Origin of the sequence: Pigmentiphaga aceris, from assembly GCF_008119665.1 — a bacterium.
GTDB classification, from domain to species: Bacteria; Pseudomonadota; Gammaproteobacteria; order Burkholderiales; family Burkholderiaceae_B; genus Pigmentiphaga; species Pigmentiphaga aceris.
Genome location: NZ_CP043046.1, coordinates 4,306,940 through 4,327,505 on the forward strand (window position 1 = coordinate 4,306,940; position 20,566 = coordinate 4,327,505).

General features: G+C 64.0%; 14 protein-coding genes. 13 read left to right on the plus strand and 1 reads right to left on the minus strand.

The window, feature by feature from the left end:
• The first annotated feature begins 48 nt into the window (after positions 1-48).
• Positions 49-1,005 (plus strand): alpha/beta fold hydrolase, encoded by a 957-nt coding sequence (locus FXN63_RS18700; protein WP_222863939.1) that lies wholly within the window; start codon positions 49-51, stop codon positions 1,003-1,005.
• Here FXN63_RS18700 and FXN63_RS18705 read toward each other — a convergent pair whose 3' ends face one another.
• On the minus strand, positions 1,006-1,698 hold the full coding sequence (locus FXN63_RS18705; RefSeq protein WP_148816688.1) for a FadR/GntR family transcriptional regulator: 693 nt from the start codon (positions 1,696-1,698) through the stop codon (positions 1,006-1,008).
• A 310-nt stretch (positions 1,699-2,008) separates the two neighbouring features.
• Between FXN63_RS18705 and FXN63_RS18710 the strand changes: the two genes are divergently transcribed.
• The 12 genes from FXN63_RS18710 to FXN63_RS18770 all read left to right on the plus strand — a co-directional run bounded on the left by FXN63_RS18710 (position 2,009) and on the right by FXN63_RS18770 (position 20,502).
• A complete protein-coding gene (locus tag FXN63_RS18710; protein ID WP_187394951.1) occupies positions 2,009-2,770 on the plus strand; it encodes a transporter substrate-binding domain-containing protein in 762 nt (253 codons plus the stop codon).
• Between the two features lie 26 nt (positions 2,771-2,796).
• The gene (locus tag FXN63_RS18715) at positions 2,797-3,807 is read left to right on the plus strand and encodes a zinc-binding alcohol dehydrogenase family protein (protein WP_148816690.1); all 1,011 of its coding nucleotides are present in this window, start codon (positions 2,797-2,799) and stop codon (positions 3,805-3,807) included.
• 5 nt (positions 3,808-3,812) lie between these two features.
• Complete coding sequence (locus tag FXN63_RS18720) at positions 3,813-4,970, plus strand: mannitol dehydrogenase family protein (protein ID WP_148816691.1); 1,158 nt, start codon at positions 3,813-3,815, stop codon at positions 4,968-4,970.
• Complete coding sequence (locus FXN63_RS18725) at positions 4,967-6,505, plus strand: UxaA family hydrolase (protein ID WP_148816692.1); 1,539 nt, start codon at positions 4,967-4,969, stop codon at positions 6,503-6,505. The genes FXN63_RS18720 and FXN63_RS18725 overlap by 4 nt, the downstream gene beginning before the upstream one ends.
• A 124-nt stretch (positions 6,506-6,629) precedes the next feature.
• Entirely contained in the window at positions 6,630-8,255 is a 1,626-nt protein-coding gene (locus FXN63_RS18730) for an ABC transporter substrate-binding protein (protein WP_148816693.1), read from the plus strand.
• A gap of 97 nt (positions 8,256-8,352) precedes the next feature.
• Positions 8,353-9,330, plus strand: coding sequence for an ABC transporter permease (locus tag FXN63_RS18735; RefSeq protein ID WP_148816694.1), 978 nt, complete (start codon positions 8,353-8,355; stop codon positions 9,328-9,330).
• Between the two features lie 5 nt (positions 9,331-9,335).
• A complete protein-coding gene (locus FXN63_RS18740) occupies positions 9,336-10,253 on the plus strand; it encodes an ABC transporter permease (RefSeq protein ID WP_148816695.1) in 918 nt (305 codons plus the stop codon).
• Positions 10,250-11,233: an ABC transporter ATP-binding protein gene (locus FXN63_RS18745; protein ID WP_148816696.1), complete on the plus strand. Its 984-nt coding sequence runs from the start codon at positions 10,250-10,252 to the stop codon at positions 11,231-11,233. The genes FXN63_RS18740 and FXN63_RS18745 overlap by 4 nt, the downstream gene beginning before the upstream one ends.
• Positions 11,230-12,234 carry an ABC transporter ATP-binding protein gene (locus tag FXN63_RS18750; protein ID WP_148816697.1) on the plus strand — a complete coding sequence of 335 codons (1,005 nt, stop codon included), beginning with the start codon at positions 11,230-11,232 and terminating at the stop codon, positions 12,232-12,234. The genes FXN63_RS18745 and FXN63_RS18750 overlap by 4 nt, the downstream gene beginning before the upstream one ends.
• A gap of 27 nt (positions 12,235-12,261) precedes the next feature.
• Positions 12,262-13,149: an alpha/beta hydrolase family protein gene (locus tag FXN63_RS18755; RefSeq protein WP_148816698.1), complete on the plus strand. Its 888-nt coding sequence runs from the start codon at positions 12,262-12,264 to the stop codon at positions 13,147-13,149.
• Positions 13,150-13,537: 388 nt separating this feature from the next.
• The gene (locus FXN63_RS18765) at positions 13,538-14,044 is read left to right on the plus strand and encodes a CesT family type III secretion system chaperone (RefSeq protein ID WP_148816699.1); all 507 of its coding nucleotides are present in this window, start codon (positions 13,538-13,540) and stop codon (positions 14,042-14,044) included.
• A 23-nt stretch (positions 14,045-14,067) separates the two neighbouring features.
• Positions 14,068-20,502: a hypothetical protein gene (locus tag FXN63_RS18770; RefSeq protein ID WP_148816700.1), complete on the plus strand. Its 6,435-nt coding sequence runs from the start codon at positions 14,068-14,070 to the stop codon at positions 20,500-20,502.
• Positions 20,503-20,566: the final 64 nt, after the last annotated feature.

The following is a 20,566-nucleotide window of genomic DNA, read 5'->3' on the forward strand; positions in this document are numbered from 1 at the left end:
TAACCCGAAGCATACCGGCCCCAGGTACAGATGTGGCGGAGGAAACGCATGACACAGCCCCCGAATTCAACAGCCGCGCCCCAGGCGATCCGCACGCCTGTTCCCATCCACCACATCACCACCCCGCAGCTATCCATTGCTTACGAGGCCCACGGCAAGGTCTATGGCGATCCGATCATCTTGCTGCATGGCTTTCCTTACGACCCACGCGCCTTCGATGAGGTAGTCCCCCCGTTGGTGGCGCGCGGCTATCGGGTGATCGTGCCCTACCTGCGTGGGTATGGTGCCACGCGCTTTCTGTCGCCCGATACCATGCGTTCCGGCCAGCAGGCCGCGCTGGCTCAAGACCTGATCGACATGATGGATGCGCTTGGCATCCCGTGTGCTGCCCTGGCCGGCTATGACTGGGGCGGACGCGCCGCCAACATCGTGGCGGCCTTGTGGCCGGCACGCGTACGCTGCCTGGTCACGGCCAACGGCTACAGCATCCATGACATTGCGAACGCAGCAACGCCTGCCTCACCGGAAGCCGAGTACCGGCTCTGGTATCAGTATTACTTCCATACCCCACGCGGTGCCGAAGGCCTGACGGCCAATCGTCGCGCCTTGTGCAATCTGCTGTGGGGGCTGTGGTCACCGTCCTGGGATTTTCTGCCCGAACGCTTTGCCCACACGGCCCCGTCTTTCGACAACCCCGATTTCGTCGATGTCGTGATTCATTCCTACCGGCATCGTTTCGGCTACGTGCCGGGCGACCCAGCGCTGGCGGCGATTGAAGAAGCATTGGCCGCCAAGCCCCTGATCGCCGTGCCGACGATTTCCCTGTGTGGCGAAGACGATGGCGTGACACCGCCCAGGCAGCCTGATCCCGACGAACGATATTTCTCGGTCAGCTACGAGCGCCGGATATTGCCGCGCGTGGGCCACAACATCCCTCAGGAAGCGCCGGCAGAAGTTGCCGACGCCTTGCTGGAATTGCTGCTGGCGACCCGGCAGACCAGCTGATCAGGTATAGACCCAGCGGTCTGCTGCAGCCTGGATGTGCGAGCGCATGGCCGCTTGCGCCGCCAGCGGATCACGTGACACCAGCGCACGATAAATCTGTTCGTGTTCGGAAAGCGCTGCCTCGAAAGTAGGCAGGTTTTCCAGGCGATCGCGCATCGCCGACGCAAGCGGGCTGCGGCGCTCGTCGAACAAGGTGCCCACCAAGGTCACCAGTACCGAGTTGCCGCTCATCTCGGCAATCCGCACATGGAACTCACGGTCGTGATCCAGCACGTCCAGCCCTGCCGCAATGTCGGCCCGCATCGCCTCGATGCTTTCCTTCACGCGCGCCAGCCCTTCTGCGGTCGAGTTCGCGCAGGCGATCACCGCCACCGCCCCTTCGACGGCGGCACGCGCCTGCATCAGCTCGGCCGGGCTTTCGCCCATGGGTGCCGGACGGCCCACACGTTGCAAAGCGGGCTGGCACACATAAATGCCCGACCCCATCCGGATTTCGACACTGCCGTCGATCTCCAGCGCAATCAGTGCTTCGCGCAATGATGGCCGGGACACCCCCAACTGCTGCGCCAGGTCACGCTCGGGGGGCAGCTTGCTGCCCACCGGGTATTCAGCGCTGACGATGCGTTCACGCACCCGATCGGCAATCTGTTGATAAAGACGACGGGGATCGGCGGGTTTCAGGTCGGCAGACATGGTTAGGCAAGCGCGTGGGTGTTGGGTCAAGACGCCAACGGGTGGGTAAAAAACAACTGGTCAGGCCAAATTTTGGAAGACCCCCTTAAATTGGCCTGACCAAGTTCGGTAAACTGCCTGCTTGCCGAGCGAAACACAGGCATATCAGACATAGGCAATCCGCTGCACACCAGCTTATGAGATTTCTTCTCCTTACGGTTCCAAGGGTTTTCTCTGGTAAGGCCAATCAGCTTTTACGGGCAAAATGGTCTGACCGGATGAGGCGGCAACGAAGCACGCCTTTCCTCCCCCTTCTCCTCTGGAATTTCCCATGAAGAAAAACAAGTTCTTGCTGCGCGGCTTGCTGGTTGCCTCGATTTTCGCATTCGGCACGGGCGCAGCCCACGCCGATCTGCTCAAGGATATCCGCGACGCGAAGAAGATCCGCATTGCGCTGGACACCGGCTCGCCCCCGTACGGTTTTGTTGGTGCTGACCTGAAGCCCACCGGTTCGGACGTGGAAACCGCCCGCCTGCTGGCAAAAGGCCTGGGCGTGGAACTGGAAATCATCCAGGTCACCAGCCCCAACCGTATCCCCTTCCTGCAAAGCGGCAAGGCTGACATCGTGGTGGCATCGCTGTCGGTGACGCCGGAACGCGAAAAAGTCATCGATTTCTCGGTGCCCTACGCGCAGATCCTTGCCGTGGTCGCAGCACCGAAAGACGCCAAGATCGCCAGCTTCGCCGACCTGAAGGGTGTGCGCGTCGCCACCACCCGTGGTTCGAACAACGACAAGGTCGTGACCACCGGCGCGCCTGACGCCAAGATCGTGCGCTACGACGATGACGCCACGCTGGTGACCGCGCTGGTCAGCGGCCAGGCCGACACCATCGCCACCTCGCCCGCGATCCTGACCGCCATTCTGGCCAAGGTTCCGACCAAGGACCTGAGCACCAAGTTCGTGATGCAAAGCGTGCCGCTCGGCATGGGCATGCGCAAGGACGAACCCCAATTCAAGGCCTGGGTCAACGACTGGATCACCAAGAACCAGACCCAGCTGAACGAACTGCACAAGAAGTTCCACGGTAATTAATACCCTTTATATCTAGGCCCACAGACATGCTGACCGTTACCTGCGAAACCCCCGGAACCCTCCGCGCCATTGAAACCGAACGTCCCGTGCGCGGCGAAGGCGAAGTGCTGTTGCGCATCAAGCGCGTTGGCGTCTGTGGCACTGATCTGCATATTTTCTCGGGCAACCAGCCCTACCTGCAGTACCCCCGTGTGATGGGGCACGAAATTTCCGCGATCGTCGAGGAAGCCATTCCCGGCGGTCGTCTGTCTGTCGGCGACGTCGTCTACGTCATGCCCTACATTGCTTGCGGCGCGTGCATCGCCTGCCGCCAGGGCAAGACCAACTGCTGCACCAAGCTGCAAGTGCTGGGCGTGCATCGTGACGGCGCACTGACTGAACTGCTGTCCCTGCCCGAAGCCTATGTGCACAAGGCAGAAGGCGTAACGCTTGACCAGGCTGCCATGGTGGAATTCCTGGCCATCGGCGCACACGCCGTGCGTCGTGCGCAGGTCAAGCAAGGCCAGCGCGTGCTGGTCGTCGGCGCCGGCCCGATCGGCATGGCCGCCATGATCTTTGCGCGCATCAACGGTGCTACCGTGACCGCCATCGATGGTCGTCAAGACCGTCTGGACTTCTGCACCCGTGAACTGGGTGTGGCGCACGCCATCGCCTTGGGCCCGAACGACACCGAACAACTGTCGGCAGCCACCGACGGTGAATTCTTCGACGTGGTGTTCGACGCCACTGGCAACGCCAAGGCTATCGAACGTGGCTTCGGCTTCGTGGCGCACGCAGGTTCCTACGTGCTGATCTCGATCGTGCGCGACAACATCACCTTCTCGGACCCGGAGTTCCACAAGCGTGAAACCACGCTGCTGGGCAGCCGCAACGCCACCACGGAAGACTTCGAAGCCGTGCTGGCCGCGATCCGCGCCGGTGAAGTGCCGACCGACGCGTTGAACACCCACCGTCTGAAGCTGGCCGAACTGCCCACCGAGTTCGAAAAGCTGCTGGACCCGGCGCGTGGCGTCGTCAAGGCCATCGTCGAGCTCTGATCACCATGGCCCAACCCATTCTCCAGTTCGGCACCAGCCGCTTCCTGCTGGCCCACGTTGACCTGTTCGTGTCGGAAGCGCTTGCGCAAGGCGATGCGGGCAAGGCGCTTGGCGGCATCACGCTGGTACAAAGCACGTCCAACCCGGCGAGCGCCGCGCGGGTCGCCGCGCTGGCGGGTGGTGCGGGCTATCCGGTGCGTATTCGTGGTCTGGCAGGCGGCGAACGTGTCGACCGCACGGTGCAATGCACGGCAGTGAAAGAAGCCGTGCAAGCAGACGCACAATGGCCGCAACTGCGCCAAGCCTTTGTGCACGACGTACAGGTGGTGGTATCGAACACCGCAGACCGTGGCTACCAGTTGGACGACAGCGACAACGCGGCGCTGTTGGCCGACACCAGCCCGGCACCGCGCAGCTTCCCGGCAAAACTGCTGGTGCTGCTGCACGGCCGCTGGCAAGCCAACCCGCAGGCACCGCTGTCGCTGCTGCCCTGCGAACTTATTGAGAAGAATGGCGAGGTCTTGCGTGACCTCGTCATGTCGCTGGCCGCGCAATGGCAGCTCGACACCGCGTTCATCGCCTGGTTGCGCGACCACTGCGTGTGGGCCAATTCGCTGGTGGACCGCATTGTGTCGGAGGCCATCGAACCCGTCGGTGCCGTGGCCGAACCCTATGCGTTGTGGGCCATCGAAGCCCAACCGCGTCTGGTCCTGCCCTGCGTGCACCCGGCCATCGTCTTGACCGACGACCTGGCACGCCATGAACGCCTGAAGCTTTTCCTGCTGAACGCAGCCCACACCTGGTTGGCAGAGCGCTGGCAGCTTGACGGCCGCCCAGCCGACGAGACCGTGCGCGCCGCGATGGCTGACACCGCCTTGCGCACCGAGCTCGAAGCCCTGTGGCTGGATGAAATCGTGCCGGTGTTCGTCGCCTTGGGTGAAGGCGCAGCCGCGATGGCTTACCTGGTGGACCTGCGCGAACGCCTGGAAAACCCGTTCCTGGACCACCGCATTGCCGACATCGCGCAAAACCATGCGCAGAAAAAGCAGCGTCGCCTGGCCCCCATCGTCACGATGGCAGCCGAACATGCGCCGCTGCTGAAACAACCACGACTGTTGGCCGCACTTGCAAATGTGGCCACCCCGTCAGGACAAGCATCATGACGACCGAAGTACTGTTGGCCCCGCCAGTCATTTTGCTGGGTGATGACGACAACGTGGCGGTCGCCCGCCACGCCGTCGACGCCGGCGTGGCACTCGACATCGCGGGTGAGACCATCATCACGCGCCAGGCGATTCCCCCCGGCCACAAAGTGGCGCGCGTGAACATCCCCGCTGGCAGCGTCGTATTGAAGTACGGCCAGACCATCGGCATTGCCAGCGCCGACATCGCGGCCGGTGACCACGTGCACGTGCATAACGTCGGCATGTCAGGCTCCGAGCACGACTTGGCAGTGGGCAAGACCTTCCGCGCGACCACGGTCGATGCGGCACCGGCCACCTTCCAGGGCATCGTGCGCCAGAACGGTCAGGTCGGCACCCGCAACTACCTGGGCGTGATTTCCAGCGTGAACTGCTCGGCCACGGTCTGTCGACACATTGCCGACGCCTTTAAAGGCGAGGCACTGGCCAGCTTCCCGAACGTCGACGGCGTGGTCGCCATCACCCACGGCAGCGGCTGTGGCATGGGCGGCAACGGCGAAGGCCTGGAATTGCTGCAACGCACGCTGCGCGGCTACGCGGAACACGCCAACTTCGCCGGCGTGCTGATCATCGGCCTGGGCTGTGAAGTCAACCAGATCGCCCCCCTGATCGACACGCTGAACCGGCGCGAACCCGGCCTGTTCGCCACCCTGACCATCCAGGAAGAAGGCGGCACCCGCGAAACCATCGAGCAAGGCAAGGTGTTGCTGCGCGACATGCTGGTGCTGGCTAATCAGGCAACTCGCCAACCCGTGCCGCTGAAGCACCTGGTGGTCGGTCTGCAATGCGGCGGCTCGGATGGTTATTCAGGCATCAGCGCCAACCCGGCACTGGGCGCGGCCGTCGACCTGCTGGTCAAGCAAGGCGGCACCGCCATCCTGTCGGAAACGCCGGAAATCTACGGCGCGGAACACCTGTTGACCAGCCGTGCAGCGTCCACCGAGATCGCCGACAAGCTGATGAAGCGCCTGCACTGGTGGGAAGACTACGCCGCGCTGCACGGCGGCGACCTGGACAACAACCCCTCGCCGGGCAACAAGGCAGGTGGCATCACCACCATTCTGGAAAAATCGCTGGGCGCGGTTGCCAAGGCCGGCAGTTCGGGCCTGATGGAAGTGCTGGAATACGCCGAGCCCGTCACTGCGCAAGGCCTGGTATTCATGGACACCCCGGGTTACGACCCGGTGTCGGCCACCGGCCAGGTAGCAGGCGGTGCAAACCTGATCTGCTTCACCACGGGTCGCGGATCGACCTACGGCTGCAAGCCCACGCCGTCCTTGAAACTGGCTACCAATACGCCGATGTTCAAGCGCATGAGCCTGGACATGGACTTCGACTGCGGTGGCATTGTGGAAGGTCGCCAGACCATTGCAGAAGCCGGCGCGGCCATTCTGCAGCTGATGATCGACACGGCATCCGGTGCACCGAGCAAGAGTGAACAGAACGGCCTGGGCGACAACGAATTCCTGCCCTGGCAGCTGGGCGCGGTGATGTAAAAGCACGGGTCGGCGGTAAACCCGTGTTGACGTAGTCCGACCCATCATTAAAATCGCCGACTTTCCGGTATCGATCAAGATACCCGGGCCGGGCAGACCAGCTCGGCTTTTCTCGGAGTTCTCCATGACGTTGCGCGTTACCCTCACGCTGATGACCGCCACCCTCGGCGCCGCGGCTCTCCTGGCTGGCCCCGCCTCGGCCCAGACCCTCAAGATCGCGCTGTCAGCAGAGCCTACCGCCGCCGACCCGAACTACCACAAGATGACGGCCAACGATGCCTTGTCCGCGCACGTGTACAACTCGCTGGTCGGCCGCGACGCCGATATGAAGCTCGTGCCGTCGCTGGCCACGAGCTGGAAGATCGTGGACGACACGACCTGGGAATTCAAGCTGCGCAACGACGTGAAGTTCTCCAACGGCAAGCCTTTCACCTCGGAAGACGTGCTGTTCACCATCTGCCGCACCTTGAACAACGAGACCAACGTCTCGGCCTCGTACACCGACGTCACCAAGCGCATCGCCGACGTGCAGACGCCGGATGCCCACACCGTCATCATCAAGACGATGGAGCCCCTGCCGCTCCTGCCCGCCGAGATGGCGCGTTCGCTGCCCATTCTGTGGAACGGCATCGTCGAACACGGCAAGCTGGTCTATGAACCCAAGAAGGGCTGCGGCGTAACCAGCCCTTGGCCCACCGTGGCGGATTTCAACAGCGGCAAGAACGCCATCGGCACCGGCCCCTACATGCTGAAGTCGTATGTGAAGGGCAGCGGCATCGAGCTGGTACGCAATGAAAACTACTGGGGACCGAAGCCCGAGTGGAAAGAGGTCAAGATGATTCCGGTGCCGAATGCCGGCCCGCGCCTGACCGGCCTGCTGTCGGGCGACTTCGATGTCATCGAGAATCCGGCCGCGCGCGACCTGCCGCGCATCAAAGAGAACCCCAAGTTCGCCTTCGTCGCCACGCCGTCCACCCGCCTGATCTTCCTGCAGCCTGATATCGCCCGCAATCCGAGCCCGCAGGTGAAGGCCGCCAACGGCGCCAACCCGCTGCAGGACGTGCGCGTGCGTCGCGCCATCTCGATGGCCATCGACCGCAAGACCATCACCTCGCGCATCATGGACGGCATGGCCACGCCGGCCTATCAATACATGCCCGACGGCATGTTCGGCGCGCTGCCCAAGGCGCCCGAGGTCAAGTACGACCCGGAAGGCGCGAAGAAGCTGCTGGCCGAGGCCGGTTATCCGAACGGCTTCGAGATGACCATCTCCTCGACCAACGACCGCTATATCAATGACGGCCAGGTGTCGCAGGCGGTTGCGCAGTACCTCTCGCGCGTCGGCATCAAGACCAACGTCGATGCGGTCACCGCGTCCATCTACTTCCCGAAGCGCGCCAAGCGCGAGTACAGCTTCTCCATGGGTGGCTGGCCGTCGGAAACGGGCGAGGCCTCCGCCTTGTTCCAACTGTGGGTCGCCAGCCTGGACGCGCCCGCTTCGCTGGGCACCAGCAACTATGGCGGCTTCTCGAACGCCGATTTCGACAAGGTCTACCTGAAGGGCGCAGCCACGGTGGACGAAGCCGCCCGCAAGAAGCTGCTGGAGCAAGCCACGCAGATCGCGCTGGACAACGTGCCGCTGATCCCGCTGCACTTCGAAAGCACCAGCTGGGCTTTCCGCAAGGACCTGGCCTACGAAGGACGGCGCGACCAGTACACGCTGGCCACGTCGGTCACGAAAGCTAAGTAAAAGCCCCGCACGACGCCCACTGCGTGGGCGTTCTGTGGTGCCAAAGCGGCCCGCCGGCATTGCCTGCGGGCCTTTGCATTAGGAAGGAATCCATTTCGTGGCGTTATTCATCCTGCGCAGACTGATCCAGAGTCTGTTTGTGCTCATCGCCGTCTCCGTGGTGGTGTTCTTCGCGGTCTATGCGGTGGGCGATCCCATCGAACTACTGGTCAGCCCCGAGGCCAGCGTGGCCGACCGCCAAGCCATGATCGCGCGCCTAGGCCTCGACCTGCCCGTCTGGCAGCAATACCTGAGCTTCGCGTGGCGCGCGCTGCATGGCGATCTCGGCAACTCTTTCGTGCACGGCATCCCCGCCATCTCATTGATCGTGCAACGCATTCCCGCGACCTTCGAACTGGTCGTGGTGGCCATTTTCCTTACCTGTGCGATCGGTATCCCGCTAGGCCTGGTGGCGGGCCTGTACCGCGACGAACGCCTGGGGCGCGGCATCATGGCCACGTCCATCCTGGGCTTCTCCTTGCCCGGGTTCTGGCAAGGCATGATGCTGATCCTGCTGTTCGCGGTGTGGCTGGGCTGGCTGCCGGCGTCGGGCCGTGGAGACACGTCCGACGTACTCGGCGTGCCGCTCTCCTTCTTCACCGCCGATGGCTGGTCGCACATGATGCTGCCCGCCATCAACCTGGCGCTGGCCAACATCGCGCTGGTGCTGCGGCTCACCGCCTCCGGCGTGGTCGAGGCCCGCAGCCAGGACTACGTGAAATTCGCGCGCGCCAAGGGCGTCAAGCCCGGCCGCATCGTGCGCCGCCATATCCTGCGCAACATCCTGATCCCGGTGGTGACCGTGATCGGCATGGAGTTCGGCTCGCTGATCGCCTACTCCACCATCACGGAATCGGTCTTTGCCTGGCCCGGCATGGGCAAGCTGCTGATCGACAGCGTCTACCAGCTCGACCGCCCGGTGGTGGTGGCCTACGTGATGCTGGTCACGCTGATCTTCGTCCTCATCAACCTGGTCGTCGACATTCTGTATGCGGTGCTCGATCCGCGCGTACAGCTGCTCGCGCCCGCCAAGTGAAACCTATGACGCCTTCAGATCCCGAGCGCGCACGCACCATCGGTGCGCTTGCCGATACGCCCCGGCGCCGCGCCATCCTCAAGAAACTGCACCGCCGGCCAACGGTGCGTGGCTCCGTCATCGCGCTGCTGGCCCTGATCGTGGTGGTGATGGTGGCGCCGTTCTTCTCGCCGCAGAATCCCTACGACCTCGCCAACCTGAACCTGCTCGACGGCCGCCTTGCGCCGGGTTCGCAGATGATGGATGGGGGCACCTACTGGCTGGGCACCGACGACCAAGGCCGCGACATGCTCAGCGCCATCCTGCATGGCCTGCGCATCAGCGTCCTCGTGGGATTGACCACCGTGGTGCTGGCCACCACGATCGGCGCGCTGGTGGGCCTGGTGGCGGCCTACGCAGGCGGCTTCATCGATGCCATGCTGATGCGCGTCGTCGACTTCATCCTCGGCTTTCCCACCATCCTGGTGGCGTTGGTACTGCTGGCCATGCTGGGTCGGGGCATCGACAAGGTCATCCTGGCGCTGGTGATCGTGCAATGGGCGCATTACGCCCGCATCATGCGCGGCCGTGCCCTGCAGGAGCGCCATAAAGAGTACGTGGAGGCAGCCGCCAATCTGGGGTTCCCGGCCTGGCGCATCATGCTGTTCCATCTGCTGCCCAACTGTCTCGGGCCGGTGATGGTGTTCGCCACCATCCAGATCGCCGCGGCCATTGTGCTCGAAGCCACGCTGTCCTTCCTGGGCGTGGGCGTGCCGGTGACCGAGCCGTCGCTCGGCCTGCTCATCGCCAACGGCTTCCAATATCTGCTGTCGGGCGACTACTGGATCAGCATGTTCCCCGGCCTGGCGCTGCTGCTGCTGATTCTCACCATCAACATCCTGGGCGACCGCCTGCGGGAAAGCCTGGATCCGCGAAACGCATGAATGACGAACTCTTGAAAGTACGCGGCCTGCGCACTGCCTTCCATACCGAAGCGGGCGCCTGGCCGGCGGTGGACGAGGTGGATCTCACGCTGCGCAAAGGCGAAATCCTCGGACTGGTCGGCGAATCCGGATCGGGCAAATCCGTGACCGGCTTTTCGCTGGTCGGCCTGATCGACCCGCCGGGCGAAGTGGTGGCCGGTGAAGTCGTCTTCGATGGCACCGACCTGCGCCAGCTGGACGAGGAAGGGCTGCGCCAACTGCGCGGCAACCGCATCGCCATGATCTTCCAGGACCCTCTGATGACGCTGAACCCGGTGCTGCGCATCGGCGAGCAGATGATGGAGGCCATCCAGACGCACGCCAAGGTATCGAACGCGGAGGCGCGCAAGCGTTGCCGCGACGCACTGGAGAAGGTGGGCATCGCATCGGCCGAGAGCCGGCTCGACAGTTATCCGCACGAGTTTTCCGGCGGCATGCGCCAGCGCGTGGCCATCGCCATCGCCATGCTGAACAACCCCGACCTGATCATCGCCGACGAGCCGACCACGGCGCTGGACGTCACCATCCAGGGCCAGATCCTGTATCGCATGCAGGAAATCTGTCGCACGCAGAACACGGCGCTGATCTGGATCACGCACGATCTGGGGGTGGTCGCCGAACTCGCCGACCGCGTGGCGGTGATGTATGCCGGCCGCATTGTCGAGACCGGGCCGGTGGAAGAGATCCTGAGCGCGCCGCGCCATCCGTACACGCAGGGCCTGCTGCAATCGATGCCTGGCATCGCGCAGCCCGGCACGCGTCTCCAGCAGATCAAGGGCATGGCACCCAGCCTCACGAAACGCCCCGCCGGCTGTGCCTTCAGCCCGCGCTGCCCGAACGTCATAGACCGCTGCACCGAGCAGGCCCCTGGCATCACCATCGAAGGATCGCGCAACTACCGCTGCTACGTGCCGATCGCCCGAGAGAGCATCCCCGTATGAGTACCGAGGAAACCCCCGTCATCGAACTGCGCAATGTGCATAAGCGCTTCGAGCACCGGCCTGATCTGGCGCAACGCATCCTGGCGCTGGCTGGCCGACCGATAGACCGCCGCACCGTCCATGCCGTCAACGGCGTGGACCTGGCCATCCGGCGCGGCGAGGTACTGGGGCTGGTGGGCGAATCCGGCTGTGGCAAATCGACGCTCGGACGCGTCGTCGCCGGCCTGCATCCGCCGACCGAAGGCGAGCTGCTCTTCAAGGGCCAGCATGCTGACAAGCTCCGGGGTGCCGAGCGGCTGGCCTACATCCTGGGCGTGCAGATGATCTTCCAGGACCCCCAGGCCTCGCTCAATCCGCGCCAGCGCGTGCGCCAGATATTGGGCGAAGCGCTCAAGGTGCACGGGCTCAGCCCGCGCGCCGAAATTCCGGCGCGCGTGGACCGTGCGCTCTCTGAGGTCGGCCTCGACGCCGATTACCGCGAGCGCTTTCCGCACCAGATCTCGGGCGGCCAGCGCCAGCGCATCGGCATTGCGCGCGCGCTGATGGTCTCGCCCTCGTTCATGGTGTGCGACGAGCCTGTCGCCGCGCTGGACGTGTCCATCCAGGCGCAGATCATCAACCTGTTCATGGATCTGCGCGAACAGCACGGGTTCACCTATCTGTTCATCAGCCACGACCTGGGCGTGGTGCGCCATATCTCCGATCGCGTCGCCATCATGTACCTCGGCAAGATCGTCGAGATCTCCCAGGCCAGCGAGATCTTCGCCCGCGCCAACCATCCGTACACGCAGGCCCTGCTGGCCGAAGTGCCCGATGTCTCGCGCCGGGGCCGCACGTTCATTCCGATCAAGGGCGAGATTCCTTCGCCGCTCGCGCCGCCTTCGGGCTGTACCTTCCATCCGCGGTGCCCCCACGCCATGCCCGTGTGCAAAGAGCAGGCACCCCCGCTTGACCTCATCGCGCCCGGCCACTGGTCTGCCTGCCACCTGAATCGCGTCTGAGCCCCTTCCTTGCCACGCCCACTCACCATGAACAACATCGACAACATCGCCAACGGACTGGCCCAGGCCGGCCGCGCGGCCATCGCCTATACCGACGCAGCCAATCCCGATTGGCCGCTGACGCTGCACACATACCGGCCCGCTGCCTACACGCCCGGCCGTCCCGTCGTGATCGTGCAGCACGGCGTGCTGCGCAATGGCGACGATTACCGCGACTTCTGGATGGAGGCCGCCGACCGGCACAATCTGTTGATCGTGGCCCCCACTTTCGGCAATGACATGTGGCCCGGCGTGGAGAGCTACAACAATGGCCGCGTATTCGCGGAGGACGGCAGCGTGCGTGAGCGCGAGCGCTGGACCTACGCCATCATCGAACGCGTGATCGCCGACTTGGTCGAAAGCGGGGTCGTCGCCGGGAAGGAGGTCTACCTCTTCGGGCACTCCGCCGGCGGCCAGTTCGTGCACCGCCTGATGAGCAGCCAATCACATGCGCCGTTCACGGCGGTGGCCGCGGGCAACCCCGGCTGGTACACGCTGCCCACGCAGGACCACGCCTATCCGGAAGGCCTGGATGGCGTCGGCCTGGATGCGGGCCACGTCGAACGTCTGCTGGCCTACCCGCTGCTGATCCTGGCCGGCGATCAGGACATCGTCACCGAAGATCCGCACCTGCCTTCCGAGCCCGCGGCCTTGCGCCAGGGACCGCATCGCTATTCGCGCGCGCACCATTACTTCGAGGCGGGCCAGCGCGAGGCCGCGCGCCTGGGCGTGCCCTTCAACTGGCGTCTGCAGAGCGTGCCCGGTATCGGCCACGATGGCCGCGCCATGTCGGCGGTATGCGCGAGCGTGTGGTTCGCCGGCGGCATGCCCGACGCGGCTACGATGGCGCAACTGGCAGGCTCCCGGGTGGCCTGAGCGCCGTCCTGCGGCCCAGGCATTGACTCCGCTGGCGACGAAGCCATGCTTCGGGCGCACTCAGCCAGAGTGAACGGAACGGACTGGGCGACAACGAATTCCTGCCCTGGCAACTGGGCGCGGTGATGTAAGCCTGTAGGTCCATCAATTTGCAAGCAGCCTCTTACCCAGGCCACCAAGGGCGTTCCGCAACCAGCCGAACGCCCTTTTTTCGTCCAGGCCAATCGTCTGCCTGCGCAATCCCTACGACGAACTGTCTTTTCTCGCCGACATACTATGGAACTCATCGGCGCGTGACGGTACTTACTGTCTTGGCTGCGTCGATAAGCGCTGCCCCTGCATTTCGCTCCCCTTGCAAGATGCCTGTCATACCGAGGAAAAGCACACCATGTCGTTTCGCGATTCGATCAATCAATGGCTTGCCGGTCTGGATGCACCGGCGGGCGTGAACCTGGTTCTGGATGAGGCTGGCGCGCTCGGCCTGGCCTTGGCCGATGGCAAGGTGCTGACACTCGAAGTCGAGGAAGACAGCGGCATGGTGCACATGCACGTAGGCCTGCAGCGCTTGCCCAACGACGGCACCCGCGCCCTCGTGATTGAAGAGGCGTTGGCGCTGAATCTGTTCACCCGTGCCACCCAGGGCGCAACGCTGGGCCTGGATCGCGGCAGCGACAGCCTGATCCTGTCCCTGTCCCGCGACATTGCCTCGCTCGACCATACGGGTTTTGCCACCTTGCTGGCAGCTTTTGCAGAAACGGCGGAAGACCTGCAGGCCCGCTTGAACGAGGTCGGCGCACCCGGGAAGTCCGCTGCACCAGCACCATCGACGGCTTCGGTGCCCCCTGTTCCACAGCCGTTTTTCAACGACCACACCGACCCGCGTTTCCTCGCCTGAACACGCAAGAAGGATAGTCGACCATGCCTGCTGGCCTGAACCTGCCCAAACCGTCGTTCAGCACGACGGCCAATGTCTACTCCCCTATCGGTGCAAGCGGTGACCCCCTGTCGGGTGCGGTCAAAAGCCTGCCGGGTGCAATCGCCGGCAAGCTCAAGGGCTTGTGGCAGAGCATCCGCGGTACCGCAAAACCCGAACGCAGTGTCGTCGACGCCGGGCCGGGCGACTACCGCCTGCAACGCAAGGGCCAGACGGGTTATCAGCGGCTCAACATTCTGGACAAGGCTCCACCACGGCCACAGGCTACCTACGCCAGCCCGGAAGGTGCCCGGGTGCGGGTGGTGCCCTCGCGCGCGGAACAGAGTGCGCCGGGGTCGGCTGTGGGGACATCGGCAACGGGCACATCGGTAACAGGCATAAGCACCAGCACCTCGACGGTCGCACCGACGGGGGGATCGGCATCGGGATCTGTTGCACCCACGACCGACCGCGCCGCACTGGACACCTTGATCGCTCGGGTTCTGACACCGGCGACGGCCCCCGCCACATCAGCAACCGCCCCCACCGCAACGCGCTCGATCAGCGAAGCATTCGACAGGCTGGTGACCAGCAGCGCCAACCGGCGCACCCAGGAAGCCGAGGTACTCGCCGATATCGATCAACTGGTTCGCCTTGCCGATGCGCAAGGCGAGTCGCTTCGGCCACAGCCCGGCCAGCCCCGCAGCGAGGCATCAAAAGCCTTCGACATGCTGGTCGGCAAACTGATGACCGTGAACGTGGGCGCAAGCGGTGCCGTGCTGCAAAAGCTCGCGGCCAGCGACGGCTCTGCTGCCGGCATGAGCAGCGCGGCATACCGCCATGCAGCCGGCCCGCAAGCTTCAGGAAGTGGTGCGCCCAGCGCCAAGCTCAAGCTTGAAGTGGCCGATCGCCTGCTGGGACATGCCAGCCGCTACGACCCACCCGCGCACGAACTGGCAGACTTGTCCCCGGGTGATCGACGCGTGCTGAAGACATCCCGGCTGCGAGAGTCAGAGCGCGACACCGGGGACACGCTTGCCACCGCCACCAAGAGCATCGGCGATAGCGTGCTGGCTCTGCATCGCGCGGGCATTCTGGATGCCGATGTCCTGAAGCCGCTTGCCAGCTTCCCCCCGCTGGCGACGCAGACCCACAGCAAACAGCGCTCAGACCAGATCGCCGCACTGCCGGTGATGGCCGAACTGCTTGCCGCAGCGGTCGAAGGCAACCCCGGGGTCATCAACCTGCTGACAGCGGGTGACAGCCGCCATGACGCCGTGGCGGTGAAGCTGAAAACCATCGACATGCCCGAGGGCAGCGAAGTGCGCCAGCAGACCGTGCTGCGCCACACCTTGTCGCGCGCCAAGCATGAACTGGCGCAAGCCTGGACGCAGCAGGAAAAAGTCAGCCGCATCACTGGCTCGGACCAGGCACTGGGTGGATTCGGCAGGCTTGGCACCCGTACAGGTCAGGTCATTAACCCAGGCGGCAGCGACCAATTGCGGGTCAATGCGCAATTGTTGCGCGTCCTGCGCGAAGGCCCGTCTCGCGATGTGGCCGCCCGTGAAGCATCGGCGCGCCAGGGCGCAGGCATCCAGACAGACGCACGTGCAGGAAAAGACGTGAATCTGCTGATCGCCCAGGTGATGTTGCTGCAAAAGCATGTAGATGCCATGGAAGGCGGCGGCACGCTGCAGGCACGAAAAGATCAGCTTGTCCGGGACGCCTCTGCCCTGCCCCAGGCCTTGCAGGAAAAGCTTGGCGATGCATTGAGCGCCAGTGCACTTGCCCTGGGCGAGCGTCCCGGCGTCATTGCGCTTGGTCTGTCCACGCCCCGGCATCTTGATCTGCTGAAACAGGCCTTTGCTGCCGAGCGCGACCACGAGGAAGCACTGGGCGCACGCACGCGTCTGAACAGCGCAGACCAAGCCGTCAGCACTCAGGCGCAACGTGACCTGACAGGCGCACATGGCGTCTATACCGGGCTGGTGAAGGACATGAACGCGGTGCCGGACAGTGCGCCATCAAGCGCGCCGCTGACATCTTCTGGCCGACTCGACGCCGTCATCGACCAGCGTGCCGCAAGCGCTGCGCAGGCACGTGACCAGCTGGCAAGCGCCCTTGGGTGCGATGACCTCAGCACGGCCGACATTCGTTCACTCGGCACGGTATTGCAAGGCATCGACGGCGTGCAACGCGCCGAGCAAGATGTGCGCCACGCAGCCGAAGACGGTGCCCTTGGCCTGAGCGACAAGGACTTCGCTGAAATGGGCTTCAGTCCTGAAGAGACGGCGCAGGTCAAACAGGAACTGAGCGGACAGCTTGGCCAGCCAATCGAAGCCCTGTTCCACCAAGGACTGCGTTCCACCGCCGATGCGGCAAAAGTCACCGACGCCGTCAACAATGGCATCAACAGACTGTTCGTCAAAGGCACGTCTGCGCTGACGCAAGGCACCATGCGCGACGTCGCCAAGGCCTTCCCCGAAACGGCAGCACGCCAGTACATCGCGTCGGTGCTAGCCCTTGCTCACCCCGTCGTGGGCGGGGCCGCCCAGGCAAGTTCGCGCCAGGTATTCAGCGGTGTATTTGGCGATGCTCTGTCTGCGCCAGACCGGCCGCTGGGCCGCCTGATGCAGCGCACCGGCATGCAGGTTGCCACGGCACAGACCGCCATGACCAGACTGGTGGGCGAACTGTCGGACCTGGACACCGGGGCTGCCGTTGCCCGCAAGGTGCTGGACCAAGTCAGCACGCCATCGCGCAAGTTCGACCCCGGCTCGGATTCTGCCAAGGTCAATGCCACGCGTCTGAAAGCCGCTGGCGACACGCTGGACACGCTGGATCAGGTAACCGCTTCCATCACTGCCGCGCAACAAGACCTGGCCGTTCTGGATGGCGAAGCGCAGGGCAAGCGAATACCCGTCGCAGGACAGGTTGCCGCCGACACCTTGGCCGCAAATACCAGCCATCAGGAAGTGCAGCGCTTGCAAGCCGATGTGGATGCGATTCAAGTCCGCCTGAACAAACCAGGGCAACCCGCTGATGTGCGAAGTCGACTGGAAGCCGATCATCGAACCAGCACACAAGCCCTGTCGGACGCACGGATCGTCGATGCCGAATGCCAGGCAAGACTGGTCACGAGCCAGGCGGCACTGACCGAACTGAATGACGAACTTGCAGCCGAACGCGCACCGTATGCCGAGATTCTGACCATGCGCGAAAACATGCGCGACGGGCTTCAGACCAGGCTGGATACGCAGATTCAAAGCCTGCGCTGGATGAGCCCCAGCACACTGGAACGCAGCGTGCGTCCGCAAGACCGCATCACCACCGTCGATGGCCTGCGCAGCTTTCTTGCCAATCCCGACAACCAGAGCGCCGTCACTGCGCTGGACACCTTGCACGGGCTGCCGGGTGCCAAGGAAACCAAGCTGCGGCAGATCACCGATCAGGCAACCGAAGCAGATGCGGCCCTGGCCGCCTACCGGGGTGCCCTGTCATCTGCACCGGGCAAGCCCATCGACCCAGGCCAGCTTCAAAGCGCCGTCCGCTGTGCCGTGCTGGAAGTCGCACTCGCCTGGCCCGACGGCCCCACGCAATTCGATCCGGCTGCGCATCGGGATGCCATTGAAGCAAAGCTGCAGGAATGGGGCCTGGACAGCGCCGTGATCCGTCCCGAGATCGACGCTGTGTTGCACCAGAACTTCGATATCGCCCAGATTGAAGAGTGGACCAAAGATGCAGAGGTGGCCTTCCGCGCACCCGCCAAGGAAACACCTGGAATAGCACGTCGCGCCTTCGATGCCGCCCGGGTTTTCGTCACCGACAGCAGCGTGCTGGACACCGGTACACGTCGCTCGCTGCTGGACAGCGTGCGCAGCATGCATGTGGGCGACAGCCTGGGCCTGTCACGCGGCCTGAGCTGGGGCTTGGACACCACCCCCACCGCCGTGGAAGCCACCGGCAACCTGACCGCACAGGTGGTGGTGGACATCAAGAGCAAGAACGCCCTGGAAGTGCGCCGCACCGAAGAAGGCGTGGAAGTGGTGTTCAAGGCCGGCATGGATGGTGGAGGCTCGCTTGCCATTGGTGCCACCTTATACGGCGCAGCCAAGGCCACCGCCAGTGCAAGCGGGGGCCATGAATCCCTGTCGGGTGCGGGCTTCCGTTTTCCGGATACGGAATCGGCGGTCAAGTTCCTGGACACCATTCTGGACGGCAAGAAGGTGTCGCCACGCACCTGGGCAACCGCGCGTGAAACCGCGCTGGTCAGTGACCGCGCCACGCGCGTCGGAGCGTCACTCGATGGCAAGGTAACCGCCAAGCACCTGATGGCCAAAGTACCCGGCAGCGAAGTAGCCTTGAAATATCTGTCTTACGAGGGCGAGGTTGCCGGATCGAGTTTCGACTTCCTTGGCGGGGCACAGGCCAAGCTGAGCGCCTCGCGCGAATGGCGCACCACCCAGCAACAGAATGCAAGCGGCCACGTGGTTGAAAAATCGCGCAGCACCACGGTCGAAGGCAGCGTGACCATCGGCATCTGGGCCAGCCTGCCCACCGTCCAGGATTCCGTCATCGATCACTTCGTTGACGACAACCCGGTCTATTCGGCCATCGATGACGCCGTGAACAGGAACGGCATGATGAGCGGTGCCCCACAAGCTGCATTCGGGGCAGGTGCAAAGAATTTCGGAGGGTCGGACAACCACGTCTTTGATCCCTTCAGCCCGGCATCGGCCAAGATGTTCTCGCTGAACCTGTCGGCCAAACGAACACTGGGCGAATCCACCAGCCTGGCCTTTGAGCGCGACGGCCTGCTCTCGGCAAGCGGCAACACCATGACGCGCAGCGTGGTCATTACCGGACGCGCCAGCGAACGCGATCTGGCGCTGATCCAGCCCGGTTTTTCCAGCAAGTCTTCTCGCAGCCGCGGGGACGATTCCCTGTTCAACGCAGTCAAGGAAATGCGGGCGGGCGAAACGTCGTCGAAGATGCTTGACGAACTGCTCGCCACCGCCAAACCCGGCAGCTCGCTGTCGGTGACCTACGCGCTGAAAGAAGACGCACGCCTGATCATCAACGACATGATCAAGTCTGCCGAGCACGCAGAAAAAATCGGCGATCTTGCCCGCGCGCAGATTTTGGGCGACCTCGCGCGGTCGATGTACGAGGACGAAAAGAATTACAGCGTCGACACGATTCAGGTATCGGCCGTGACCTCGGTGGACAACAGCACCACCCTGGCCAGCGTGGGCATCATGACGGTCGGCCGCGTGTCGGAAGGCAGCGCAGAACGCCCGACGATGATCCTGGCAATGCCCGGTGGGCCGACCGCCAAGAGCATGGCTGCTGAACGCGCACTCAGTGGTGCGACGGATGCACCGCCAGCCACCGGACCAGGGTCTGCGAGCGGCACGGCAGGCGAATTGGCAGGCGGGTCCATGTCTACCAGCGCTTTCAGTGCTTCAGATGGCGTCACGTCCTTGAGCGGCTCCGCGTCTTCGATCGAATCAGCGCCTGCAGACAGCACAGGGATGCCGGCATCCGTCAGTACCGAAGCGCCCGTCGGCGGCACCGACGCACCGCCTGTCATGCCTGCGACCGACGCGATCAGCACGGACCCCAGCAGTTCCTCTGCCGCCCCCACCACGCTGGTCAACGTCGACGCCCTGGCGGTGGAAAGTCAGGTGCAGGCCGTCCCCGAATCCGATGCCCAGATCGGGGCGGCACGAAGTCCTTGGGACCAAGCCCTGCGCGACCGATTCGACGCAGCATTGTTGCCGGCACTGGGACCAGTGCCACACGATCAATTCCACGTCGAACCGCAAGTCGCAAGCGCGTGCGCCATTCACAGCATCAACGCATTCGTTGGCGGCCCGGCTTTCGACATTCCGACGTTCACCACCTGGAGCACGGCATCGACTGCCGCGTTCATTGGCGACGACGCAGATGCACTGGCCCCGGAATCCGCCGCGAGCGGTTTCAGTCCGCACCGCGTCGAGCGCGCACTGAACCTGCTGGATGGCACACCCGCCACCCAGGGCAAGGACTGGAACATCGGCGTCAGCATTCTGTCGCCGCGTAGCGGTGCGGCCATGATTACCCAGGTCACACTGCCGGCGCTTGGCGACACTGACCGTCTGATTTTCGACGTGAAGGTGGGCAGCGACGCGCGCACTGCTGCCGGCGCAGACGACATCGATCACTTCGTCGCATTCAGAAAGGACGACCAGGGCGCCTGGTGGCTGCTGGATAGCCGCAGCAGCGAAGTCCATGCCCCCCCAGGCCAGGAAAGTAGTGGCTCGCCCTTGCGTCGCCAGATCGAACCACAAGCCTGGCTGAATGAGATAACCACCACCGCCCATCTGAAAACGGTGGCCTTGATCGGTCCGGGAATCACCGGCCAAAGCCTGACGGATGTGCCTCGCGCCAGTACCTGAAGGGTGAGGATGGGGCTGGCGTGCGAGGTGCAAAGGGCCAGACCTGGACGCAAGACGCAAATGC